Origin of the sequence: Exiguobacterium sp. s40, from assembly GCF_018617905.1 — a bacterium.
Lineage (GTDB): Bacteria > Bacillota > Bacilli > Exiguobacteriales > Exiguobacteriaceae > Exiguobacterium > Exiguobacterium mexicanum_A.
On the sequence record NZ_JACSLC010000002.1, the window covers coordinates 69,600 to 93,523 of the forward strand.

Consider the following 23,924-nt stretch of genomic DNA (forward strand, 5'->3'; position numbering starts at 1 on the left):
TACAAAAACTTAATGTGCGCATATTGGCGAGAATCGATTCGGAAAATATAGGGAATTTGTAAGAAATGAGGTAAACTGAAAAGTAGAATTGAACGGAGGAGGGACCGACGTGGCAGACTTAGACCAGACCAAATTTCAATCCTTGTTGCGCCATATGCCCCAAGGCTACGTCGAGTTTAAAGTGCTCTACGATGAGGCGGGGGAGCCCGTCGATTACGAATTTCATGAAGTGAACGAAGCGTTCGAGCGCATCATGAAAGCAAAGCGCGAACAGTTTCTCGGTGGACGGATCACCGACAAGTTGAAAGATTTTGAATACAGCGAACGGGAATGGATCGTCCAAGTCGCGCGTGCTGTCAGTAGTGGCGAAACCATCACGTTCGAACATTTCTCACGTCGCAACAAGGCCTGGTATGAACTGTCTGTCTTTAGCGAGCGTCCGGGTCATGTGTCGACGCTGTTCCACGACATCACACCGCACGTCCAAGAGAACAATGCGCTGAAACAACTCGTCAACGTGTCGCACCGCTTCGTGACGACCGGACGAGAATTGTTGATGAACCAACATTTCCTAGACCAGATTCGAGGGTTCACCGGTGCCAAGGCCGTGACGCTCAATTTAGTCGACGATGATGGACAGACGTACTCGACCGTGGCGCTCTCGGGCATTGATGAACTGCTCGAGCGCAGTCTCGATGTGCTAGGCTTCCATCCGGTCGGCCGCAAATGGCCGATGAGCCCGAAACGGTCCAAGTTACTCGAGGCACCGAGCCCAATCGTGTTCGACGACATTTTACCGCTCGTCGACGGGGTGTTGCCGAAACGACTGATCAAAAATATTTTACGGATTTTTGACCTTGGCCAAGTCGTCTTGTTTAAAATCGAGAAGGACGGTGTCTTTTACGGGGATTTGACGATTGTCATGCAAGGAAATAAAGAGGCGAGCCGCCTTGGGCTCGTCGAATTGTATATCGTGCACATCCTCGAACAGATGACGAAAGCGGACCGGCAAATCGGGGATGCGAAAGAGTCGATGTTCGAAGGGTTCGCGACCGTCGACTTGGAGTGCATCATGTCCCTGACCAATCATGAGATTTTCCATTTGAACGTGGCGTGGGAGCGTGTGCTCGGGTTTCCGCTCGAAGAACTCGAGAACATGGACTTCACGAGCCTGATTCATCCCGATGACGTCGGGAAGACGAATGAAGCGTTCGCCTTGCTCGAAGAAGGGAAGGACATCTTCCGTTTCGTCAACCGATACCGGACGATCGATGGAGACTATCGATCAATCGAGTGGCATTCAAAAGTCCACGGCAACTATATTTACGCCGTCGCCAAAGACGTGACGGAACGCGTCCAACTCGAGGAAGAACTCGCCGAGCGGGACCGATTGCTCACGAAGCTGTCCGATCAAGTGCCCGGTGCCATCTATCAGTTCGAGCGGCGCCCGGACGGCAGCTTCCACTTCCCATTCTTTAGCCGAGGATTCGAGGTGCTGACTGGTATTACGTTCGAGGAGATGAAACAAGACCCGGGTCTCGTGTTCTCAAAAATCCATCCCGAAGATTATCCGAACGTGATGGCGAGCATTGAGACGTCGTACGAGAACTTGACGATTTGGGATGCGGAGTTTCGTGTCCTGACGCCCGACGGCCGGACGACGTGGATTTTAGGATCGTCGCGTCCAGAGAAGCTTGATGAAGGGCATGTCCTTTGGCACGGCTATATCGGTGACGTGACCGAGAAGAAGAAATATGAGATGGAAATCGAGTATTTGAGTTATCACGACCAGTTGACCGGGGTGAGGAATCGCCGTTACTTCGATGAGGCGCTCATCACGTACGACGAGCCGGACTATTATCCGCTCGCCTTAATCGTCGTCGACGTCAACGGGTTGAAGCTGACGAACGACGCGTTCGGTCATCTCGTCGGGGATCGCTTGTTGATTGAGGCGACGATGACGCTCAAACGTGAGATTCGAGGGAAGGATACGGTCGCTCGAATCGGTGGGGATGAGTTTGTCATCATCATGCCGAATACGTCACTTGAAGAGGCGAACCGCTTGTCCGATCGCCTGAGTCAACTGTTCCTCGCCAAATCGATCGAAGGGCTGCCAATTTCGGCATCGTTCGGCGAAGCGGTGAAGGACGATGACGCGCTCTCCATCGCGGAAGTGTTCAATTTGGCCGAGGACCGGATGTATCACCATAAAGTGTCGGAGAAACAAAGCCGACGCCATCATTCGATTCAGCTCATCATGCGAACGCTCTACGAGAAAATCCCGCGCGAAGAAGCACATTCGCAACGCGTCGCCGAGCTGTCGCGGCAACTCGGACAGGCGATGGGGTTCACGAGTGCTGATGTGAACGAACTCGTCACGGCGGCGACACTGCATGATATCGGCAAGGTTGCAATCAGCAATGAGATTTTAGACAAGCCGGGCACGTTGACCGAGTCCGAATGGCGTGAAATCAAACGTCATCCCGAAGTGAGCTACAACATCTTGAGCACGGTGCCGGAGTATGGACCGCTGTCCGAAATCGTGCTCGCCCACCATGAACGATGGGACGGGAACGGTTATCCGAAAGGGATCAGCGGAAAGCAGATCCCGCTCGCGTCACGCATCATCTCGATTGCGGACACGTTCGACGTCATCATGACGGGACGCCCGTATCGGAAAGCGAAGACGCTCGACGAAGCGCTCGCGGTCATCGCAGAAGAAGCGGGGCGGCAGTTCGACCCGGAACTCGTCGAGGTGTTTTTCAAGAAAGTCGTGCCGACGTTGCAACGTTAATCGACTCATATAAAAAGGAGAGCCCGCGATGGCTCTCCTTTTTATATGAGCGGCCGTTTCTTCAACGCCCAGGCGCTGAGGAGAAAGACAGCGAGCGCCATCCCGAGCATGATGAAGACAGATTGGAGTGGGAAATGGTCCTCGTACATTTGGGCGACCCCGTAATTGAACCAGTACGTCGGCAAGAAGCGTCCGACGACCTGGAGCGTATCAGGTAGCCATGTCAGACTGATGAAGGCGCCGCCGGTGATGGCAGCGGCCATCGTGATGGACGTCTGCCAAATATTCGCCTTCTCCCGGTTCGTCGCTAGGATGGCGATGAGCGACCCGATGGCGAGACAGACGAACAAATAGACGATGAACAACAGCGTGAGGACGGGTAGGTGCGCGAGTACATCCTGTCGATAGAGGACAGCGCTGAAGGCGAGCAACATGAGCACGTAGAGCAGTCCGACCGCGCAAAACGACACGAACAGCGAACCGATGTAACGCCGGGGCGTGACTGGGGCCGCAAATAGGCGTGAATAAATCTTCTCGTCCCGGTCGTCGGCGACGAACAACGGAATGAACTGAAGGAACGCCGACATCATGACGAACGACAAGAGGCCGAGGAACGCCTGCGTCCGCGCCGTCGTCGCCACGCTCTGTTGGAACGGCTCGCTCGAGAGGGTATAGCCGTTTTCCGTCTCACGTTCGGCGAGCTCGGTGAACCGTTCCTCGTCAAACTCACTTGCGATCAATAGTTGTCGCTCACGGGACAAATGTGAATTGAGCGCTTGTTCAATCAATGCGGCATCACTCCCTTCGGTCGCACTGAACGACAATCGCGGCGTCTCACCATTCAAGAGCGCCTCGCTGAATCCGTCCGGAATCACTAAGACGATATCTTGTCCTTGTAGCAACGCTTCATCGGTCTCATCCGTCTCAAGCGGTGTCACCGCTCCGAACCGTCCCGCTTCTTCAATCACGCGACCGGCGAGTGTTCCGCCGTCGCGGTCAAGAATGCCAATCGAGGCGTTCAAGGCGGACGTCGAACTGAGGAACGACAGGATGAGGGCGAACCCGAACACGGAGACGAACGTGAACACCCATAGCCCTTTTTTCCGGAGCATACGTTTGGCGACATGTCTAAATAGCACCACGGCGGTTCACCCCTTTCCATAACAGCAGGCTGATTCCGGCAAAGACGAATAGATGGATGGCGAGCCAACCGAGACTTTGCCAAAACACGAACGTGTCCCCGCCGCGCAGGAGTACCTGAAGCATCCCTTCCCGCATGAAGATCGGCATGAAGACGTACTTAGCCCACGGCACGACGCTCAGCGTCACTTGGTCGAAACCAGGGACATAGCCGCCAGAGAGAATCATGATGATAGCGACGAACCCGTTGACGATCGCGTCTTTCGTCGCGCGCGAGAGACGGGGTAAGCTTGAGATGAAGAAACCGAACGCCGTACCGTATAAAGCGAGGGCGAGCCAAGAGACGAACAATAGACTGAAGTGAACGTAGTCGAGCGAGAAGCTGCGATAGACGAAGTGACTGAACCAAAACACGAGCACAAGTTGCAGGAAGATGAGCGTGTATCGGCTCAAGCTGCGGGCCAGGCGATATTCGATTCGTTTGACGGGAGCGGCTTGGATCCGAAGGTAGCTTCCGGTCATCGGTTGCTCCTCACTGAGCATGCCGGTGATGTAGAACGCACCGAACAGCGCTGTCATGATGGAAATCGTGACGGTGAAATATTCGAGTGACGTCGGGGTCCGCCCCGACAAATCGACGCTCTCGCTGTCGATGAACGACTCAGGCGTAAACGGGGCGGAGACGCCCGCCTCAGCGAGTGTGATTTGCTGATTGGCGACGTCCGTATATTGCCGGAGCACGGCCTCGAGCACATCGAACTCGATCGTCGACGGTTCCTCGTACAGTAAGCGCACGTCAGGACCGTCCAAGTGGAGAATGACGTCGGCATCACCGTCATTCACGCCGGTCTCGGCCGCGGCCAGGCTGTCATACGGGACGAGACGGATAAACTCTTTTATGTCATCGTCGGCGAGGAACGTCTCGAGCGGTACCCGATAGTCGTCGGTCGACTGTTCCACGTAGGCGACGTCCGTGACCGGGAGCGAGAAGTTGCTGTTGAAGATGGCCGACAGCATCGTGCCGAGCCCGAAGATGAGAATGATTGGGAAGATGAGCATCCAAAACAAGGTCGAGCGGTCCCGCAGTTGCTGTTTGACATCGTATTTGATGAACGTCCATAGTTTCATCGGACTCACTCCCTAAGTGTCTTGCCGGTCAGAGCCAGAAAGACGGTATTCAAGGACGGACGGTCGACGGTAATCGAGGTGAAACGGACCCGTTCGTCATGGAGCACGTCAAGGAGCGGGGCGAGCGGGGTGTCTTTCTCGAGCGATACTTCGAGGAACGGTTCCTCGTAATCGACTTTCTTCACTCGCTCGAGCGATTCGAGCCGTTCGAGGAGGCCAGGGGTGAGAGCGTCGACTTTGATGCGGGCCGTCTCGAGCGTCATGACTTGGTCTTTCAGTTCATCTTGCGTCCCTTCGGCGATAATCCGTCCCTCATCGACGATGGCGACGCGGTCGCAGAGCATCTCGACTTCTTCCATGTAGTGGGACGTATAGATGATCGTCGCCCCGCGTCGATTCAACTCGCGGATGTTCTCGAGGATGGTGTTGCGAGACTGTGGATCGATGGCGACGGTCGGTTCATCCATGAAGATGAGTTCGGGCTCGTGCACGATGCCGCAGGCGATGTTGAGACGACGAAGGAGCCCCCCGGACAGTTCCGGCGGACGTTTCTTTTGGTGCGCGGTGAGTTCGACGAAGTCGAGGGCAGCCTCGGTCTTTTGTTTCGCTTCAGACGGCTTGAAGCCATATAGCTCAGCGAAAAATTGGATGTTTTCAAAGACGGTCAGCTGATCGTACACGGAGACGTGCTGCGGCACGATGCCGACGCGCCGTTTGATCGTCAGTTCGTCCTTCGGCATCGCGTGATCGAAGATTTTGATTGAACCGCTGTCGGCCGGATATAGGTTGAGCATGACCGAGATGGCGGTCGTCTTGCCGGCCCCGTTCGGTCCGAGCAGGCCGAACAGTTCGCCGGCCTCGACGTGAAGTGAAAAGTCGTTCAAGGCAATCGTCTCACCGAACCGTTTTGTGACGTGATCGAGGGCGATGATGGACACGTGGACGCAACTCCTTTCAACTCCAGAACGTGAAATAGCGTACAAGGTTTTGTTCCCGTTTGCAGGAATTTCCGAACCCGTTGCCGAATGAAATATAATAGTCGAATTATTCAGACAATTAATGGAAGTCGAAGTGGGGGATCGCGATGAAAAAGTGGCAGTTTAATAAAGAAGAGTCGAGTGAGAAGTTTCCAGATGAGATGGCGTGGGCGTTGTTTTGTACGGTCGAGCCGAAACGGATGGACACGACACTCCCGTTTTATTACGACGAGTCGGTGTTCCGTTTCTCGAACGGGGCAGAGTCGTTCTACTTCAAAATCTCACCAAGTTATCACGAGTTCGAGGTGAACGTGAAAGACGCGACGGGGGAGTTGCTGTATTATCAGCTTCTCCGCACGGTCGGGAAAGTCGAGGTGCTCGAAGATCGGCGCGACCATGGTGAGCTGTTGATCGTCATGAACGAGGATCGTAACCGCACGGTGACGACGATCGAGCTTACCGTCCGACCGCGTTTCCGGGTGCTCGTCAAAGAGCACTATGTTTGAGTTTTTCTCACAGTGGTATATGAATTAGACATGATATCACGAGGAGGAGATTCACATGAAAGACGGACTTAACAAAAAAGTCGATGGCTTAATCGATAAGGCGGCAGGCAAAGCGAAAGAAGCGGTCGGCAAAGCGTCGGACAATCAATCGCTCAAACGTGAAGGACAAAAAGACCAAGTGAAAGGGACGGCCAAAGAGAAGACCGGCCAGGCCCAACAAAACCTTGAAAGCCTGAAAGACGAACGCCGCTAAAAAAACCGGGAAATCGCGATCAATGCGACTTCCCGGTTTTTCATTTCGTCAAAAAGACTTGGACGTGAATCGTCGACCCTTGTGCGTTCTTGGCGTCGCCGACACCGAGGTGGGTGAAGTTTCCGTTCAAGATGTTGGCGCGATGACCTGTCGAGTTCATCCAGGCACTGACGGCTTGCGTGGGGTCGCTCGACCCCATGTAGATGTTTTCACCCCAACCGCGATAGCTGACGTTATAGGCGTCGAGCGTATTCCCTGGGCTTCCGTTCTCACGGAGCTGGTGGGAGAACTGTCCCGTCCGTGCCATCTCGTCGGCCCGGACCTGGGCGACGCGGTTCGCCTCGCTCGACGCGGAGAGCGCTGACAAACCGGCCGCCTGGCGCTCTTCATTCGTCTCACCCAAGACGCCGCTCGCCGGTGCTCTAAATGTGACGTGCTTCGCTAAAATATAACCCGTCTTCGTGCCGACGCGTACTTTATACCAGATAAAGTAACTGAAATAGGAAATTTTATTTCTATATTTGATTCATTGTACCTAAAAAGCCATCAGATTTCTCTGATGGCTAGATGCTTAGCGTACCGCGAGTGCTTTCCATCCCGTCGCGCCCATGACAGAGCTGACTTGGCTTTTCGGGATGACGAGGCGACCGCGATACGGGTCGTTAATGTAGAGGTTATTCTTGTCATAGCCCGTCGCGAGCATGACATGATAGTTGGCGAAACCGGTGAACTTTTGGTTCGACGCGGTATACCAATTGAAGTGACCGTACGGCTGTTTGAAGTCGACGCTCGCCCAGACGATGACCGGGTTGCCGAGTGACAGCTCGCGCTCGATCGACCCGAGCCCTTGGCCGGACAAGTCTTTCACAGGCCGGTACTTGCTCGAGAAGGTAATCATGCCTTTCGGATAAATCCCATAGTTGCGATATTTGCTGAGCTTGCCTTTCGGATCGCCCGTGAACATGACGTTCGGGTCGACCCAGCGATAGAGCCGGTTCTCATAGCGAGCGTTCCACATGCTTTTCGGCATCTCCCGATACAGCGTCCCGGCGCTGACGACGCGTCCTTTTTTCTCGAGTGCCATTTTGAGCGAGAAGAATTCACAGCCGGAAGGATAGCCCATCTGGAATTGACGATAGAGTGGTACGCTCATCTTATAAGAGGACAGCGGATTGCTATAGACACCGCGCGCGTCGAATGCAGCGTTGCCGATGCGTTTGTTCTTATACATGACGCCCGATGGATTGAAGTAATACCATTTGCCGTTGATGACCTGCCAGTCCGTTTTTTTCTTCAAAGTTGGCGCGTAATACTCGTATTGGGTCGTATATTTCCAACCGGTCTCACGGAGGCCAGTTGAGCTGAAATGATAATAATAGCTTCCGATTTTATTTTTCCCATGTAACCGGGAGCCGTAGACGGGATGGAATCCGTACACTTTGCCCCCAATCGTCTGTAGGCCGTACCGGCGCTTCCCATCCGAGGCGAAATAGAAATAGCGATTTGCAACTTTTTGTACGCCCGAGAGGCGATATCCGTACGTTTCATGGAGTCCATACACACTCGTTCCAATCTTTTTTAAGCCATGCCAACGCGCACCGTCCGGACCGAAATAATAATGACGGGTTTCGATTTGTTGCCACCCGGTCGCGACGCGGCCATCTTTCAAGAGCAAGTATTTCTTGCCGTTGATTGTGTACATGCCCGACTGGATGGTCCCGTTGTCGAATATGTAATGCTTCACGCCGTTGACGGTTTGCCAACCGCTCAACTGTTTCCCTTCAAGAGAGAACAAGTAGCGTTTCCCGTCCACGGTTAAAAAGCCGGTCGCCATGACGCCGTTCGATTTGAAATAATAGAGACCGTCCGTGAGTTGTTGCCAGCCTTTCAGCTGCTTCCCGTCGGCGGCGAACAAGTAGGTCGCCCCGTCAATCGAATAGCGTCCGGTGACGAGCGCACCGTCTGTTTCAAAATAATATGTAGCGCCATCGATGGCCTGCCAACCGACGGCCATCGTCCCATCTGCTGCGAAATAGTACGTCTTGCCATCAATCACTTGCCAGCCGGTCAGCACCGTGCCGTCTTCTGTCGTATAGACTGTTCCCGTCGCCGTCGTTTGAAACCCGGCCGCGGCATAGACATGGTCGTAACTGAGCATGATGCTCATACTGATGGCCAAACCTGCCCCTACATGACTCCACTTCATAGTCGTTCCTCCACAATCGAATTGAAAAATTGGTATTATTTTGTAAATTAAGTATACATGAGAAAAGCCGCCTTGACTCGACGGCTAAAGGACTATTTTGAGAAGGTGCTACATCAGGACGAACGGCTGATGAACAACAACCGTCTCGAGGCGATGAACAACGTGGCGGCGATCAACAAGATGCCGCTGACAATCGGCCAAACGAGTAAGCTCTCGCCCATGAGCACTTCGGCCGATAACGAGCCGAGCCGCCATGGCATCCAATCCCATTCGAGCCAACCGAGGAGGAACGACATGATGAAGTGGAGACCGAGCGTGATGACGAGGGCGACGAGTCCGCTCTCGAGCAACGCCGCAAGCATGAAGAAAATCGACAGCTGGACGACGAAATGGAGCATGAGCAGTCCGGTCGCGAGCAAGAAGTCGGTGATATCGAACGAATCGAACAAGACGATCGTGTAGTAGGCGGCACTCAGTTGGGCAAGTCCGATCGCGATCACGGCGAGTAGCGAATAATGTCCCCATTTGCTGAGGACGATCCGCGTGGCCGGAATTTTCAGTGATTTGAGCCAGGCGAGCGTGCCGAGCGACTGTTCGTGGCTGAACGTATGCATGGCGGACAAGAGGACGACGAGCAGTCCGATTTGCCGCAACTGTTCGCTCGCCGACATGAGTACTTCTTCCGGTGACGGGGTCGGGATCTCGATGACCGCACCGTCCGGCAAATTGCCGCCTGAGGCTAATATGTCCGGGAGGAAATAGAGCGTGAGCGGCTGCATCGCCGCAAGCAACATCAAGGCGATCGGTACCCAAATCATCCGCTTATTGCGCCATGACTCTTTCCACTCTTGTTTGAAGATGGCCAGTTTCATCAGTCGTTCACCTCCAAGAAGAGTGACTCGAGCGATGGATGCCCGACATGGAGCGATTGGAGCCGGAGACCACGTTCGAGGAGCAATTGGAGCAGCGCCCGTTCCGTCACGTCTTTCGCATCCGTCTCGAGTTCCCACGTCGTCCCGGAGCGGGTGACGTGGCTGACACCGGGGAGCGTCCGCCATTCCTCTTCCGTCAAGACGTCGTTGAACAGACGGACTTGGATCGAGGACTTCGAACCGAGCAAATCGGTCACGGTCCCTTCCATGAGCAGGCGCCCTTGCCGGAGCAAGAGCACCCAGTCGCTCGCTTCCTCGGCGTCAGGGAGCACGTGCGTCGAATAGAGAATCATCCGCTCCTGCTTCAAGTCGCTCAATAAGTCGAGCACTTCCCGGCGGCCGCGCGGGTCGAGCGCCGACACCGGCTCATCGAGCAGTAACAACTCCGGATCATGTACGAGTGCCTGAGCGATGCCGAGCCGTTGCCGCATGCCACCGGACAAGTGCGCTGCTGGCCGATCGACGGGCTCGAGCCCGACCCGTTTCAGCAGATGGACCGGATCGACACCCGTTACCCCGGTCAACTCGGCCGCATAACGAATCGTCTCGACCGGTGTGAGCGATGGGTAGAGCGCCGGACGCTGTGGTAGATAGCCGATGCGGATGGCATCATGACCGACGATTTGACCCGACGTTGGTGTCGTCACGCGGGCAATCATGTTGAGCAATGTCGTCTTTCCGGCCCCGTTCTCACCGAGGAGCGACGTGCAACCCGGTCGGAGCGAGAAGCTGACGTCGTCGAGCGCGGTGAACGTGCCGAATCGTTTCGTCAGTTTGGTGACGTTCATCGCTTCGTCCGTCCCCATAGGAAGTAGATGATTGGGCCGAGGATGTTGATGAACAGGATGACGAGAAGCCACACCCATTTCGGTCCGTTCGTCTCTTGTCGCTTCAGTAAATCAATCAAGGCGACGACGAGCAAGATGAGTTGTAGGATGAGGAACGGCAATAAAATGAGCAATAAATTTGAGTCATTGGCAATATCCAAGTATGTTCCTCCTTCATAAATGAGTTCACTATCCCATTCCACACATAGGACTTATTTCCTGTATGGAACAGAAAAAAGCCCTTTCTCCGCAAAGAAAGGGTGACGATCATTTGACGATGATGACCGGGGCGAGAGCGCGTTTAGCAAGCTTATGGCTGACGCTGCCAAGCACGAACTCTTGGAACGTGTTCAGTCCGCGTGAACCGACGACGACGTACTCGTACGGCTGATGGTTCGCGTATTTGACGAGTTCGACGTCGGGTTCGCCGCGAAGTTCGATATATTCATATTCGAGCCCGGCCGCGACCACTTGGTCGAACAGGGGTTGTAACATCAATTTTCGCTTCGCTTCGAGATCGAGTTTTCCGGTCGAGTTGAGCGCGGCTTCTTTCGATTCTTTGGCGCTGACGACATGAACGATGTCGATCGATGCGTCTGATGCCTTGGCGAGCTGAATCGCTTTCTCAAGCGCCCGCTTCGAGTGGGCAGACCCGTCTGCCGCTAAAAATACCTTTCCCATAAAAACGTCCTCCTCTTTCACACAATCTATTTTTAGTATATGCGATTTTGTAGAGCCATGGATAAAAAATGGGAGTGAACGCGAATGTCGACTCCCGTAGAGACCAAATCAATGGCCAGCGTTTGCTTCTTGTTGTTTCAAGTGAAGCGCGAGCGTATTGAGCAGTTTCTCTGAATCTTTGTTCAAGTTCAATAGTTTCGGCTCGATCCCGACTTCGCGATACTTGAAGACGACTTTATCGATGGCACCGATGGCCGAGTCGTCCCAAAGATGGGTGTTCGAGAAGTCGATCGTGACGTGTTTGACACCGGCTTCGGCGTCTTCGGTCACATCGAACTGATTGACGAACTCAGACGTCGAGGCGAAGAAGAGCTGACCGTTCACGATGTAACGGGCACGATCGGCGTCTACACTGCGATCGAGTTCGACTTTCGAGATTTTTGCGGCGAAGAGAATCGCTGCCGTCAAAATCCCAGCGAATACACCGAGTGACAAATCGTGGGTGACGACCGTGACGAGCACCGTCACGAGCATGACGACCGTATCTGATTTTTGAGCGGTGCGCATCGCCTTAAGCGAGCCCCAGTCAAACGTCGCATACGAGACGAAGAACATGACACCGACGAGGGCGCCGACCGGGATGAGCATCAATACATCACTCATCGTCATGATCATGATAAATAACGCGAGTCCAGCGACGAACGTCGACAGTCGGCCGCGAGCACCTGACGAGACGTTGATGACCGATTGGCCAATCATCGCACAACCTGGCATCCCGCCGAAGAAACCAGCGATGATGTTGGCGATCCCTTGACCGCGCGACTCACGATTTTTGTTCGAGTCCGTACCTGTCATGTCATCGACGATTTGTGCCGTCAACAGCGATTCGATCAATCCGACGAAGGCGAGGGAAATCGAGTAAGGAAGGATGATCATCAACGTGTCAAACGTCAACGGGACGTTCGGGAATAAAAATTCCGGTAGCGTTGCTGAGATCGTTCCCATATCACCGATGTTTTTCGTATCGAGACCGAGCGTGATGGTGAGCACCGTCATGACGACAATGGCGACGAGCGGGGCCGGGATCATTTTCGTGACACGCGGGAATAAGAAGATAATCGCGAGTGACGCGGCAACGATGGCCCAGATGATCCAGCTCTCGCCTTCAAAGTTCGACAATTGCGCTTGGAAAATCAAAATCGCGAGCGCATTGACGAAGCCGACCATGACGGCGCGCGGGATGAATTTCATCAACCGGGCGATGCCGAAATAGCCGAGCGCAATTTGAATGATTCCGGCGAGAATCCCCGCGGCGAGTAAATATTGTAACCCGTAGTCGGCGACGAGCGAGACGATGACGAGGGCCATCGCACCGGTCGCGGCCGAAATCATGGCCGGACGACCGCCCGCGATCGAGATGACCATGGCGATGATGAATGAGGCATACAGTCCGACCATCGGGTTGACTCCCGCGATGAGTGAGAACGCGATCGCCTCAGGGATGAGTGCGAGCGCGACGACGAAGCCAGCTAGGACGTCAGCCCGGACGTTGCCGAGCCAATCTTGTTTAATCGTATTCAATTTTTCCAAAAGAACACACCTCTCTATATATTTTTGACTTTGATCTCCGAGTCTCACGAAGATCAAACGCCGCATTATATGAAAGAAGTCGTTCGACCGACACATGGTTTCACAACGTGTTTCATCATACCGAACTTTTTCTGAAATGACAATTGCCTCGAATGAAAAACTATGGTAATTTCATAACGTAAAGGTTATATAACGGATTTGTTATACAGAGAAGGAGAATGACGATGCATACGGTAGATGATTTAAGTAAAGTGCTCAAAGTGCTCGCCGACCCGACCCGCTTGACGATGCTCAAGCAAATGCAGGCAGGAGAGCAGTGCGCCTGCAGTTTTGTCGACTGTTTCGACATCTCGCAGCCGGCCATCAGCCGTCATTTGAAGATGATGCGCCAAGCGGGACTGTTGTTGGAACGCCGCGACAAGCAGTGGATTCACTATCGGTTGAATGAGACGAGCCCATTCTACTCAATCGTCATCGATTTGCTCGACAAAATCGAGACGGTCGAGGCGAATTGTGACTGCGAAACGGACTGTGCGATTTAAGGAGGAGTCAACGATGAAACTTGAAGTGTTCGAACCAGCCATGTGCTGTCCGACCGGATTGTGTGGTCCTTCAATCGATCCGGAGCTGACGCGGATTGCGACCATCCATTACGTATTGAAACAACGCGGCTTTGATGTGGCCCGTTATAACCTCGCCTCTGAGCCGAACCGGTTCGTCGAGAACGCTCATGTCCAAGCTGAAATCGCGAACGGGCTCGAGACGCTTCCACTTACCGTCGTCGACGGTGAAATCGTCAAACGGGGCGCCTATATGACGAACGAAGAGATCGCCCGATTGACAGAACTCCCGGTCGAGGCGTTCGCCACACAAGACGGCGCGAAACCAAAAGTTCGCATCACGCTCAAAAAATAAGGAGGCGCGTCATCATGAATCGCTTTGACTTCACGACAATCGAGCCGACCCGTTACGTATTTTTGACCGGGAAAGGCGGTGTCGGCAAAACATCGACGGCGTCGAGTCTCGCCTTGACGCTCGCTGACCGCGGAAAACGTGTCTTGCTCGTCTCGACCGATCCGGCGAGCAACCTTCAAGACGTGTTCGAGATGGAACTTGACGAGACACCGCGCCTCGTCCCGGATACAGGTCTCGCCATCGCGAACTTCGACCCGGAAGAGGCGGCGCAACAATACATGGAACGCATGGTCGGACCATATCGCGGCGTGTTGCCGGACGTAGCCATCCAGTCGATGGAAGAGCAACTGTCCGGCGCCTGTACGGTCGAAATCGCGGCATTCGACCAGTTCACCGAGCTGTTGACGTCCGAGTCGGCACGTGAGACGTACGATCACGTCATCTTTGACACGGCGCCGACCGGTCACACGCTGCGGTTGTTGACGTTGCCGAGTGCGTGGGACGAATTTTTAGAGACGAACACGACCGGTGCGTCGTGCCTCGGTCCGCTCGCCGGCCTAGCCGATAAGCAACTGCAATACAAACGGGCCGTCGAGACGCTCACCGATGGCGAGGAAACGACGTTGTTGCTCGTCGCCCGTCCCGAGACGTCGACGCTCGTCGAGGCGGCGCGAGCCGCGACCGAACTTCACGCGATCGGGATCGAACAGATGCAACTCGTCATCAACGGCATCGTCGCAGTCGAAGAAGGGACGGACCGCTATACGAAACGGTTCATCGAGCGTCAACAACAAGCGCTCCGCGAACTTCCAGACGGCGTCGCCGACCTCGAGACGTTCACGCTCCCATATGCCTATGAGAACCTCGTCGGTGTCCCGGCGCTCCGCCGTTTTGTGAACGGAGAGACGGTCGCCGTCCCGGACACACGTCATGACACGAACCGTTACGGATCCATCGATCGTCTCGTCGACGAAATCGAGATGGACGGACCAAACGTCATCATGACGATGGGGAAAGGCGGGGTCGGCAAGACGACGCTCGCCTCGCTCGTCGCCGTCGCGCTCAGTGAGCGCGGGCACGCCGTCCATTTGACGACGACGGACCCGGCTGCACATGTGGCTTTCACAATCGGTCTGGACGTCCCGGATACGTTCACCGTCGATGCGATTGACCCGAAAGTCGAGATCGAGAAGTACCGGATGGATGTGTTCCGGGAAGCGGGGGATATGAACGAGGAGCAGCGCATGATGCTCGAAGAGGACTTGCGTTCGCCGTGTACCGAGGAGATTGCCGTCTTCCGTGCCTTCGCCGATCAAGTGGCGAAAGCGAAAGACCGCTTCGTCGTCATCGATACGGCGCCGACGGGTCACACGCTTCTCCTCTTGGATGCGACCGAGAGCTATCACCGCGAACTCGAACGGTCGACAGGGGTCGTCCCGGAAGCGGTTCGCGACCTGTTACCAAAACTGCGCGACCCGAAACAGACGCACGTCATCATCACGACGCTGCCTGAAGCGACACCGGTGTATGAAGCTGAGCGACTCGTCGCTGACTTGGAACGGGCCGAGATTCAACCGTTCGCCTGGGTCGTCAACGAATCGTTCACACCGCTCGATGTGACGAGCAAGCTGCTTACGGCGAAAGTCGCGAGCGAGGCGCCTTGGCTCGAGCGTGTGAACGCCTATCCGCGCCCGACGTTACTCGCGTGGCAAGAACAGCTGCCGGTCGGTTATCCGGCACTGTCACAACTACTCAAGGAGGAAGTTACATGAACGTTACGAATGAAGCCATCGATTTTATGAAAGACGCACTGATTGAAGAGGAAATAAAATCGGTTCGCATCTGTACGGAAGCCGGGTGCTGTGGCCCGACACTCGGTCTCGTCGTCGCGGCTCCGGAAACGACAGATGATGTGAAAGATTTTGACGGCCTCACGTTCGCCGTCGCGAAAGATGCCGAAGCGATGGCGGAGAACGTTACGCTCGACGTCGAGTCGACAGAAGACGGCGTCAGCCTCGTGCTTCGCGGCTTACAACAGACTTGTTAAAAAAATAGAGAATTATTGGAGGAACTCATTGTGCAGTGGATTGCTAGTATCATCTTTTTGGTGACGCTCTTCCTCATCATCAAGCAACCGAAAGGCCTCGGCATCGGTTACTCGGCGATGGGGATGGCGGTCATCGCCCTTCTCACTGGGGTCGTCAATTTGGATGACGTCGGTACTGTCTGGGGCATCATTTGGAACGCAACGTTCACGTTCATCGCGATTATCATTATCTCGCTCATCTTGGACGAGATTGGATTCTTTGAATGGGCTGCCTTACATATGGCCCGCATCGCCAAAGGCGGCGGCGTCAAGCTGTTCGTCTATATCACGTTGCTCGGTGCGATCGTCGCGGCGTTGTTCGCGAATGACGGGGCGGCGCTCATCTTGACGCCGATTGTCCTCGCCATGGTGCGGGCGCTAAAGCTTCCGGATGCGGTCGTCTTGGCATACGTCATGGCGTCTGGGTTCATCGCTGATACGGCGAGTCTGCCGTTCGTCGTCTCGAACCTCGTCAATATCGTCTCGGCCGACTTCTTCGGCATCGGTTTCGCCGAATATGCGGCGCGGATGGTGTTCGTCAACGTCTTCGCCGTCAGCGGAAGTTTACTTGTCTTGTATTTGTATTTCAAAAAGGACATTCCGAAGCAGTACGATTTATCGAAACTCGTCGAGCCGGCCTCGGTCATCAAAGACCACAAAATGTTCCGTTTGTCGTGGGTCGTGCTCGCACTTCTCGTCATCGGATACTTCACAAGCGATATCGTCGGCATCCCGGTCTCGCTCGTCGCAGGCGTCATCTCGTTGTTCTTCCTCATCATGGCGAACCGTTCACCGGCCGTGCCGACCCGGTCCGTCCTACGCGGGGCGCCATGGGCAATCGTCTTCTTCTCGCTCGGGATGTATATCGTCGTCTACGGTCTGCAAAACGCGGGACTGACGCAAGTGCTCGCCAACTTCATCGACTGGTTCGCCGTGAACGCCTTCAGCGCCACGTTCGGGATGGGCTTCTTGGCCGCCATCTTATCATCAGTCATGAACAATATGCCGACCGTCATGATTGACGCGCTCGCCATCGATTTGACGAATACGACCGGTCAGATTCGGGAAGCGCTCATCTATGCGAACGTCATCGGGTCCGATCTCGGTCCAAAGATTACACCGATTGGGTCGCTCGCGACGCTGCTATGGCTTCACGTGCTCCGTACGAAAGGGCTTAAAATCGGTTGGGGTCAATACTTTAAAGTCGGGATCATCTTGACGATTCCGACGCTCGCCATCACCTTGCTTGGACTATACATCAGCCTAATACTTTACTAAGGAGTGTTTATTATGAAATTGGTCATCATCGGTTCAGTCGCCGCCGGTACGTCGGTCGCGGCAAAGGCACGTCGTAACAACGAAGACGCACAGATTACGATTTACGACCGCGACTACGATATCTCGTACTCAGGTTGCGGCATTCCGTATTATGTCGGCGGTGAAGTCGAGTCGCGCGACGATTTGACGCCTCGTGACGCGGCGTTCTTCAAAAAACGTTATCAACTTGACGTCATGACACGACATAACGTGACGGCAATCGATGCCGACGCACAGACGATCACGGTCGAGAACCTCGAGACAGGCGAATCGTTCACGGACAGCTATGATTCGTTGGTCCTCGCAACAGGCGCCTCGAGCATCATCCCGCCAATCCCGGGTGTCGACTCGGACAACGTGTTCCCGATCCGTAACATCCAGAACGCGGAAGCGACACGCAACTTCGTCGACGCAACGAATCCGAAGCACGCGACGATCATCGGCGCCGGCTTCATCGGCCTCGAGATGGCCGAGCAGCTCAAACTGCGCGGCATCGATGTGACGATTATCGAGCGTTTCCCACAAGTGATGCCGCCGCTCGACAAAGACATGGCGTGCCGCGTCGAAGATCACCTCGAGAAGAACGGCATCGAGCTCATGCTCGGCGAGACGGTGACGGAACTCATCGGTGACGGCCACGTCGAACGTGTCGTCACGGAGAGCGGCAAGACGATCGACACCGACCTCGTCATCCTGTCGGTCGGCGTCCGTCCGAACACGGAACTCGCGAAGTCGATCGGGGTGACAATCGGGGAGACGGGTGCGATCGCCATCAACGAGCGCATGGAGACGAACGTGAAAAACGTCTATGCGGCCGGCGATGTCGCCGAAAGCTTCTCGCTCGTCACGGGTAAACCGATTTGGCGTCCGCTCGGTTCGACGGCGAACAAGATGGGGCGCGCTCTCGGTGACCTCATCACAGGAGGCGATCTTGAACATCGAGGGATCCTCGGGACGGGCATTTTCAAAGTGTTCGGCCAAGCGGTTGCGCAGACCGGTCTATCGGAACGTGAGGCCCGCGAGCTCGGGTATGACGTCGAAGTGCTCCATAACACGAAGCCGGACAAGCCGGCTTATATGGGCGGGAAAGACATGACGATTAAAGCAATCGGCGACCGAGCGACACGCCAACTGCTAGGCGTTCAAATTGTCGGCTTTGAAGGTGTCGACAAGCGCATCGACGTATTCGTCACGGCCATCACGTTCAAGGCGAAAGTCGATGATTTGTTCCATCTCGATCTCGCGTACGCGCCGCCGTTCTCGACGACGAAAGACCCGGTCATGTACACGGGCATGGCGCTCGCGAACAGTATGAATCAATCGGCGCGACTCATCACACCAGCCGAACTGCAGAAGCGGATCGATGCGGGTGAAGACATGCAGATTATCGATACACGCAAAGCCTCGCAGTTCGAGAAGGCGTGCGTCGACTGCGCCGTCAATATCCCGCTCGGTAACTTGCGCGAAGCCGCCAAGGACATGGACAAAGACAAGCCGACCGTCGTGTACTGCAATGGCGGGGTGACGGGGAACGCGGCCCAAAACGTGCTCCGTAACTTCGGTTTCACCGACGTTTACAACTTGTCAGGTGGGAACAAGAATTATCAACTCTTTAAAAAATACGGGAACTAACACAGACGGCGTCCGAACCATTCGGACGCCGTTTTTTGGTATGCTGAATCATGAGGTGAATCAGATGAACTATAAGCTGTTACATGAGAAGTTCGAACGGAGAAAGCAGTGGCTCATCTTTGAGAAGGAGGAGGTCGTCCGTCGGGTGATGGTCCGCTATAAGGCACGCGTCATCCCAAAAGCAGACATCATGGATTTGGTGAACGACGACCAGTTGTCGTATGACCATATCTTCTGTTGCTTGACGATTGATGATCCGCGTATACTCGATAAGATTTTTACAGCGAAGGAGAAAAAAGACCACCGTTGGGAACGTGACGATAACGCACGACGTGGGATGGTGTACAAACATAAAGACGAGGCGCATCGACGATACAATCAGTTGATCCTCGACGAGATGGAAGGACGCCGACTCGACATCATATTCGAAAGCAAGGACGGAAAGTTCGTGACAGGCTTTTTGACGAGAGATATGTCGACCCAAGTCGCCTCTTATATTTATGCGCATACAGGAGCGGCAAAGTTCACGGGGCTGATTCCGCGCGCGTTGTGGCCGCCGGATGTGACCGATGAAGAGTTCAAGCTGAGCTATCGATGGTATTTGGAAGCACTTGACGAATGGAACAAACTATAATTAGCCCTTGATGCTGCGCGTCAAGGGCTAGTTCGCTTTCTTTTCATTCCACTTGCCGAGTCGGTTCCGTCCGCTCCGCTTGGCGACGTATAGTCCGATATCGGCTTTTTTGACCAATTGGCTTGACGTGACAACTTTCGCTTCTGACGTGCTCGCGATCCCAATCGAGACGGTGACGTCAATGAAGGATCCGTCCGGCAATAAGAACGGCGTTTCGGCGATTTGCCGCAAATAGCGTTTGCCAATGACGAACCCTTGCGACAACGTGCAGTCAGCCAATAAAACCGAGAATTCTTCGCCGCCGTTGCGGCAGACCATGTCATCGGTCCGCGCCGTCTTCGTCAAGCGAGTACCTAATTCGACTAAGATGGCGTCCCCGGCATCATGGCCGTACGTATCGTTAATCGATTTGAAATGATCGATGTCGAGGAAGAGCAAGGCGACGTCTTGCGTTCCATTGATCACTTCTTCGTCGACGCGCTTCATCTCTTCCTCGAAGCGGCGGCGATTGCCAAGTCCGGTCAATGCGTCGGTGAAGGCCGCTTCTTTATATTTCGAGATGAGCCGTTCCGAGCGTTGGATTTTATGGATGCCCCCGTAGACGATATGGAGCAGGAATCCGGCCGAGTACCCGATGGTGATGAAGGCGAGGAGCGTCATCACATACGTTTCGATTTGATTATAATTGCTGACGTTTAACAATGAGAACAACGAGATGAATCCGAGGCTGATCGCATTGACGATTCGGATGTCCCGCGCCGGCTTGATTCGTTCACGGAACCATAGGAAAGCGACAGCGACCGATGCGGCGAGAGTGTAGTCGAGAAACGTGATCAACAAAAGCGTCTCGGTCAAGATGAACGGCAAAACGAGAATGCTCGCGACATATGTGATGCGTACACCCGGCAGGCCGAAGTAGAGCGCCGACATGATGATGGGGACAAACCCGTATTGAAAGTCGGCTTGCGCGTTCCACAACACGCCGTGGAGGGTGATCACAATCGACAGCCCGGCGAGTAAGAAGGAGATGGTGACTTGACGCCGGAGCGGGAGCTTCGTCGTCACGCCCAGCTTCGTGAGGCGCGAGATGATATAGAGGCCGACCAGCAACAGACTGGCGTTGGCGATCAAGTTGTTAATGAGGTTCGTAAGTGACATATATTTAAAATTCCTCCCCTAACTTCTATATACAGTCCAATCGACCAATAATGCAATCGTTTTTCAAATGGAAAATAGAGGGGGTTTCCCAACCGATGGCGCAAAGTGGAAGGTGTTAGGTGTATATATAAAAACATTGAATTCCGAAAAGGAAACGTTTACAATTTTTATGTAAGCGTTTTCCTAAAATCATGCTACAAGGAGGGACCCACATGGTCAACAAGCGATGGAAACAGGCATGGGCAGTTGTGCTAACGTTTGCACTAGTGTTCTCAATGTTTCCGATGTCATCGTCCGCTCTCGATAAAGGCAAGTCGACGCTCGTCGTCGTTCACTATCAAGAGGCCCCGGACAATCAAACGGATTGGAACTTATGGCTTTGGGCGAATAACCCAGATTATTTCCCGAATAAAGCCTTCGCCTTCAACGGCGAGGACGATTTCGGAAAGGTGGCGGCCTACGAATTCCCGGTCGATTCACCTGAAAAGCTCGGTCTCGTCGTCCGTACGGACAACTGGGAGAAAGATAAAGGATCGGAGAACGACCGCTTCATCACGAGCGATATGATCAAAGACGGCGTTGCCGAAGTATGGATCAAGTCAGGGGACTCGAAAATCTATACGTCGAACCCAGACGGGGAGACGGCAGCAACGGACGTAGATATGAAAGTTCATTACTTCCGTTACGACAATACATACACGGACTGGGGTCTTTGGACATGGCCAGACGGTGGCGACGGTCAAAACATCAACTTCGATGAGACGGACGCCTTCGGCGGTGTCGCGAACGTGAAGTTTGCCAACCCGGACGCGAAGAAACTCATCGGACTCGTCACGAAAAAAGGCGAATGGGCCGAAAAAGACGGCACAGACCGTTTCGCGCTCAGCACGGCGAAAGAGATTTGGCTCGTCGAAGGGGATTCGACGATTTACTATTCAGAACCAGAAATCGATCGTTCACCGAAAATCGTCTCATTCGAGGCGGATACGTTCCGTCAAGCGGAGCTCACGCTCAACCGCGTCATCGACAATAAGTTCTTGAGCGAATTGACGGTCGAAGGTGCGACCGTTGAATCGGTTGAGAAGTCAGGCGACAAGTCGGTCACCGTCCGTTTCAGTGCAGACATCGATTTGGCGGCGGTCATCACGGCGAAGCACCCGACGTTCGGAGATAAAGTACTCCAAGCGGGCGACGTCCTTCGGTCACCGGAGTTCGATGCGAAGTATGCCTATGACGGCAAACTCGGCGTGACTTACAAGCAGTCAAAATCACAATTCGTCCTTTGGGCCCCGACGGCACAAGACGTGAAGCTCGAACTATGGAACATGCCGAAAACGCGTCCAGCTTCAGATAAAGACTTGAAGAAGACGATTTCGATGAAGCGTGGCGAGCGCGGCACATGGGTCGCGGACGTCCGTGGCGATTTGGACGGCATCGGCTACACGTACAACGTCAAGCACGCGTCAGGCAGCGTCCGCGCGGTCGATCCGTACGCGACAGCAGTCGGTGTGAACGGGGACCAAGGGGTCGTCGTCGACTTGAACGAGACGAAACCGAAACGTTGGAACTCGATGAAGCCGAAATTGGCGAAACGGACAGACGCCATCATCTATGAGACGCACGTCCGCGACTTGTCGATTTTCGACGTCACGTCAGACAAGTACGATTCAGGGATTAAAAACAAAGGCAAATATCTCGGTGTCGTCGAGCCAGGCACACGTCTCCTCGTCAACGGCAAGAAGACAGCCACAAAGACTGGCCTCGACCATATGAAAGACCTCGGTGTCACACACGTCCAGTTCATTCCGGTGTACGACTATAACACGGCCTCGGTCGATGAGACGAAACCGGATGCATCATACAACTGGGGGTATGACCCGAAAAACTATAACGCGCCGGAAGGCTCGTATTCGACGAATCCATATGATGCGAAAGTCCGGATTCGTGAGATGAAACAAATGATTCAAGGGCTCCATGACAACAACTTGCGCGCCGTCATGGACGTCGTCTATAACCACATGTTTGATGCGCAGGCGTCGAACTTGCATAAGATCGTCCCAGGTTACTACTACCGTTACACAGAGGGCGGCGACTTCGCGAACGGAACGGGCGTCGGCAACGACACTGCGTCTGAACGCAAGATGATGCAGAAGCTCATCGTCGACTCGGTCGTCTATTGGGCGCAAGAGTACCATTGGGACGGGTTCCGTTTCGATCTCATGGGCATCCATGACGTCAAGACGATGAACCAAGTCCGTTCGGCGTTGAACAAAGTGGATCCATCCATCCTCGTCTTCGGCGAAGGTTGGGACCTCAGCACGCCACTCGACCCGGCGAAAAAAGCGAACCAGAAGAACGCCTACAAGATGCCAGGCGTCGCACACTTCAACGACAACATCCGCGACGGCTTGAAAGGCAGTGTCTTCATCGACACGGACAACGGCTTCATCAACGGGAAAGCCGGCCTTGAGAACCGCATCAAGACAGGCATCGTCGGTGAAATCGATTATAGCGCCGACATCAAAGGCTTCACGAAAGAACCGACGCAAGCGATCACGTACGTCGAAGCGCACGACAACCACACGCTCTGGGACAAGCTTGAACTCACGAACCCAGAAACGTCGGAAGCGGACCGTACGAAGATGCACCGTCTCGCGTCGAGCATTCTCTTGACGAGCCAAGGAACGACGTTCATCCATGCCGGTCAAGAGTTCATGCGCACGAAAGAAGGCGACCACAACTCGTACAAATCACCGGATCGCCTCAACCAAATGGACTGGAAACGGGCCGCTGACCGTAAGGCGGACGTCCAGTACATGAAGGGCTTGATCGAGATGCGTAAAGACAACCCAGGTCTTCGCATGACGAAAGCGGTGGACGTGAAGAAAAACTTGAAATTCTACAAAGCCGAAGCGAACGTCATCAGCTACTCGATCGATGACAAAGCGCCAGGACAGAAGAAAGACTTGTTCATCACGCACAACGCCAACGCTAAGACGGTTAAAGTGAAATTGCCGAGCGGGCAATGGAACCTCATCGTCGATGGGAAACAAGCGGGCACGAAGACGATTAAACGCGTCTCGGGCACGGTCGATGTACCGGCCTACGGATCGGTCGTCGTGAAACAACGCTAAGTAGTTCACCAGAG

Annotated in this window: 22 protein-coding genes; 11 read left to right on the forward strand and 11 right to left on the reverse strand. The window is 54.3% G+C overall.

What is annotated here, in order from left to right; genetic code table 11:
- The first annotated feature begins 109 nt into the window (after nt 1–109).
- Complete coding sequence (locus KNP02_RS01960) at nt 110–2,794, forward strand: HD domain-containing phosphohydrolase (RefSeq protein WP_353047332.1); 2,685 nt, start codon at nt 110–112, stop codon at nt 2,792–2,794.
- A 41-nt stretch (nt 2,795–2,835) separates the two neighbouring features.
- Here KNP02_RS01960 and KNP02_RS01965 read toward each other — a convergent pair whose 3' ends face one another.
- Genes KNP02_RS01965 through KNP02_RS01975 form a run of 3 tightly spaced genes read right to left on the reverse strand, consistent with a single transcriptional unit; the run spans nt 2,836 to nt 6,000 of the window.
- Complete coding sequence (locus KNP02_RS01965) at nt 2,836–3,936, reverse strand: ABC transporter permease (RefSeq protein WP_214706872.1); 1,101 nt, start codon at nt 3,934–3,936, stop codon at nt 2,836–2,838.
- The gene (locus tag KNP02_RS01970; RefSeq protein WP_251129100.1) at nt 3,923–5,062 is read right to left on the reverse strand and encodes an ABC transporter permease; all 1,140 of its coding nucleotides are present in this window, start codon (nt 5,060–5,062) and stop codon (nt 3,923–3,925) included. The genes KNP02_RS01965 and KNP02_RS01970 overlap by 14 nt, the downstream gene beginning before the upstream one ends.
- Nucleotides 5,063–5,067: 5 nt before the next feature.
- Nucleotides 5,068–6,000, reverse strand: coding sequence for an ABC transporter ATP-binding protein (locus tag KNP02_RS01975; RefSeq protein ID WP_034778822.1), 933 nt, complete (start codon nt 5,998–6,000; stop codon nt 5,068–5,070).
- Nucleotides 6,001–6,146: 146 nt separating this feature from the next.
- On the opposite strand from KNP02_RS01975, the gene KNP02_RS01980 reads away from it, so the two are divergent.
- Nucleotides 6,147–6,545: a hypothetical protein gene (locus tag KNP02_RS01980; protein ID WP_058764353.1), complete on the forward strand. Its 399-nt coding sequence runs from the start codon at nt 6,147–6,149 to the stop codon at nt 6,543–6,545.
- Nucleotides 6,546–6,600: 55 nt separating this feature from the next.
- Nucleotides 6,601–6,798 carry a CsbD family protein gene (locus tag KNP02_RS01985; RefSeq protein WP_034778818.1) on the forward strand — a complete coding sequence of 66 codons (198 nt, stop codon included), beginning with the start codon at nt 6,601–6,603 and terminating at the stop codon, nt 6,796–6,798.
- Between the two features lie 40 nt (nt 6,799–6,838).
- Here KNP02_RS01985 and KNP02_RS01990 read toward each other — a convergent pair whose 3' ends face one another.
- The 7 genes from KNP02_RS01990 to KNP02_RS02020 all read right to left on the reverse strand — a co-directional run bounded on the left by KNP02_RS01990 (nt 6,839) and on the right by KNP02_RS02020 (nt 13,034).
- A complete protein-coding gene (locus KNP02_RS01990) occupies nt 6,839–7,201 on the reverse strand; it encodes a CAP domain-containing protein (protein ID WP_251129101.1) in 363 nt (120 codons plus the stop codon).
- Nucleotides 7,202–7,369: 168 nt separating this feature from the next.
- Nucleotides 7,370–9,004 carry a C39 family peptidase gene (locus KNP02_RS01995; RefSeq protein ID WP_214706882.1) on the reverse strand — a complete coding sequence of 545 codons (1,635 nt, stop codon included), beginning with the start codon at nt 9,002–9,004 and terminating at the stop codon, nt 7,370–7,372.
- Nucleotides 9,005–9,117: 113 nt separating this feature from the next.
- On the reverse strand, nt 9,118–9,876 hold the full coding sequence (locus KNP02_RS02000; protein ID WP_214706884.1) for an ABC transporter permease: 759 nt from the start codon (nt 9,874–9,876) through the stop codon (nt 9,118–9,120).
- Nucleotides 9,876–10,724: an ABC transporter ATP-binding protein gene (locus KNP02_RS02005; protein WP_214706892.1), complete on the reverse strand. Its 849-nt coding sequence runs from the start codon at nt 10,722–10,724 to the stop codon at nt 9,876–9,878. Before KNP02_RS02005 ends, KNP02_RS02000 begins: the two co-directional genes overlap by 1 nt.
- Entirely contained in the window at nt 10,721–10,924 is a 204-nt protein-coding gene (locus KNP02_RS02010) for a PLD nuclease N-terminal domain-containing protein (protein WP_214706894.1), read from the reverse strand. The genes KNP02_RS02005 and KNP02_RS02010 overlap by 4 nt, the downstream gene beginning before the upstream one ends.
- A gap of 106 nt (nt 10,925–11,030) precedes the next feature.
- On the reverse strand, nt 11,031–11,444 hold the full coding sequence (locus KNP02_RS02015) for a universal stress protein (protein WP_058764343.1): 414 nt from the start codon (nt 11,442–11,444) through the stop codon (nt 11,031–11,033).
- A 108-nt stretch (nt 11,445–11,552) separates the two neighbouring features.
- Nucleotides 11,553–13,034 (reverse strand): SulP family inorganic anion transporter, encoded by a 1,482-nt coding sequence (locus KNP02_RS02020; protein ID WP_214706896.1) that lies wholly within the window; start codon nt 13,032–13,034, stop codon nt 11,553–11,555.
- 224 nt (nt 13,035–13,258) lie between these two features.
- Here KNP02_RS02020 and KNP02_RS02025 point away from each other — a divergent pair, with 224 nt between their 5' ends.
- The 7 genes from KNP02_RS02025 (at nt 13,259) to KNP02_RS02055 (ending at nt 19,618) form a co-directional block, all read left to right on the forward strand.
- Nucleotides 13,259–13,576 (forward strand): ArsR/SmtB family transcription factor, encoded by a 318-nt coding sequence (locus KNP02_RS02025; protein ID WP_214706898.1) that lies wholly within the window; start codon nt 13,259–13,261, stop codon nt 13,574–13,576.
- 13 nt (nt 13,577–13,589) lie between these two features.
- Complete coding sequence (gene arsD / locus KNP02_RS02030) at nt 13,590–13,949, forward strand: arsenite efflux transporter metallochaperone ArsD (protein WP_214706906.1); 360 nt, start codon at nt 13,590–13,592, stop codon at nt 13,947–13,949.
- Nucleotides 13,950–13,963: 14 nt separating this feature from the next.
- Nucleotides 13,964–15,721 (forward strand): arsenical pump-driving ATPase, encoded by a 1,758-nt coding sequence (gene arsA, locus KNP02_RS02035; protein WP_214706909.1) that lies wholly within the window; start codon nt 13,964–13,966, stop codon nt 15,719–15,721.
- Nucleotides 15,718–15,996 carry a Fe-S cluster assembly protein HesB gene (locus tag KNP02_RS02040; protein WP_214706911.1) on the forward strand — a complete coding sequence of 93 codons (279 nt, stop codon included), beginning with the start codon at nt 15,718–15,720 and terminating at the stop codon, nt 15,994–15,996. The genes arsA and KNP02_RS02040 overlap by 4 nt, the downstream gene beginning before the upstream one ends.
- A 30-nt stretch (nt 15,997–16,026) precedes the next feature.
- Entirely contained in the window at nt 16,027–17,313 is a 1,287-nt protein-coding gene (locus KNP02_RS02045) for an arsenic transporter (protein ID WP_214706913.1), read from the forward strand.
- Between the two features lie 12 nt (nt 17,314–17,325).
- The gene (locus KNP02_RS02050; RefSeq protein ID WP_214706915.1) at nt 17,326–18,984 is read left to right on the forward strand and encodes an FAD-dependent oxidoreductase; all 1,659 of its coding nucleotides are present in this window, start codon (nt 17,326–17,328) and stop codon (nt 18,982–18,984) included.
- A gap of 64 nt (nt 18,985–19,048) precedes the next feature.
- Nucleotides 19,049–19,618, forward strand: a complete 570-nt coding sequence (locus KNP02_RS02055; protein ID WP_214706917.1) for a hypothetical protein — start codon at nt 19,049–19,051, stop codon at nt 19,616–19,618.
- Between the two features lie 27 nt (nt 19,619–19,645).
- Here KNP02_RS02055 and KNP02_RS02060 read toward each other — a convergent pair whose 3' ends face one another.
- Nucleotides 19,646–20,776, reverse strand: coding sequence for a GGDEF domain-containing protein (locus KNP02_RS02060; RefSeq protein ID WP_214706919.1), 1,131 nt, complete (start codon nt 20,774–20,776; stop codon nt 19,646–19,648).
- Nucleotides 20,777–20,988: 212 nt separating this feature from the next.
- Here KNP02_RS02060 and pulA point away from each other — a divergent pair, with 212 nt between their 5' ends.
- Entirely contained in the window at nt 20,989–23,910 is a 2,922-nt protein-coding gene (gene pulA / locus KNP02_RS02065; RefSeq protein ID WP_214706928.1) for a type I pullulanase, read from the forward strand.
- The last annotated feature ends 14 nt before the right edge of the window (nt 23,911–23,924 follow it).

What these genes read in the sequence shown, in the direction of transcription:
- KNP02_RS01970 (WP_251129100.1), bottom strand. Translation starts at nt 5,062, where the DNA reads ATGAAACTATGGACGTTCATCAAATACGATGTCAAACAGCAACTGCGG.
- KNP02_RS01980 (WP_058764353.1), top strand. Translation starts at nt 6,147, where the DNA reads ATGAAAAAGTGGCAGTTTAATAAAGAAGAGTCGAGTGAGAAGTTTCCA.
- KNP02_RS01985 (WP_034778818.1), top strand. Translation starts at nt 6,601, where the DNA reads ATGAAAGACGGACTTAACAAAAAAGTCGATGGCTTAATCGATAAGGCG.
- KNP02_RS01995 (WP_214706882.1), bottom strand. Translation starts at nt 9,004, where the DNA reads ATGAAGTGGAGTCATGTAGGGGCAGGTTTGGCCATCAGTATGAGCATC.
- KNP02_RS02000 (WP_214706884.1), bottom strand. Translation starts at nt 9,876, where the DNA reads ATGAAACTGGCCATCTTCAAACAAGAGTGGAAAGAGTCATGGCGCAAT.
- KNP02_RS02005 (WP_214706892.1), bottom strand. Translation starts at nt 10,724, where the DNA reads ATGAACGTCACCAAACTGACGAAACGATTCGGCACGTTCACCGCGCTC.
- KNP02_RS02015 (WP_058764343.1), bottom strand. Translation starts at nt 11,444, where the DNA reads ATGGGAAAGGTATTTTTAGCGGCAGACGGGTCTGCCCACTCGAAGCGG.
- KNP02_RS02025 (WP_214706898.1), top strand. Translation starts at nt 13,259, where the DNA reads ATGCATACGGTAGATGATTTAAGTAAAGTGCTCAAAGTGCTCGCCGAC.
- arsD (WP_214706906.1), top strand. Translation starts at nt 13,590, where the DNA reads ATGAAACTTGAAGTGTTCGAACCAGCCATGTGCTGTCCGACCGGATTG.
- arsA (WP_214706909.1), top strand. Translation starts at nt 13,964, where the DNA reads ATGAATCGCTTTGACTTCACGACAATCGAGCCGACCCGTTACGTATTT.
- KNP02_RS02040 (WP_214706911.1), top strand. Translation starts at nt 15,718, where the DNA reads ATGAACGTTACGAATGAAGCCATCGATTTTATGAAAGACGCACTGATT.
- KNP02_RS02050 (WP_214706915.1), top strand. Translation starts at nt 17,326, where the DNA reads ATGAAATTGGTCATCATCGGTTCAGTCGCCGCCGGTACGTCGGTCGCG.
- KNP02_RS02055 (WP_214706917.1), top strand. Translation starts at nt 19,049, where the DNA reads ATGAACTATAAGCTGTTACATGAGAAGTTCGAACGGAGAAAGCAGTGG.
- KNP02_RS02060 (WP_214706919.1), bottom strand. Translation starts at nt 20,776, where the DNA reads ATGTCACTTACGAACCTCATTAACAACTTGATCGCCAACGCCAGTCTG.
- pulA (WP_214706928.1), top strand. Translation starts at nt 20,989, where the DNA reads ATGGTCAACAAGCGATGGAAACAGGCATGGGCAGTTGTGCTAACGTTT.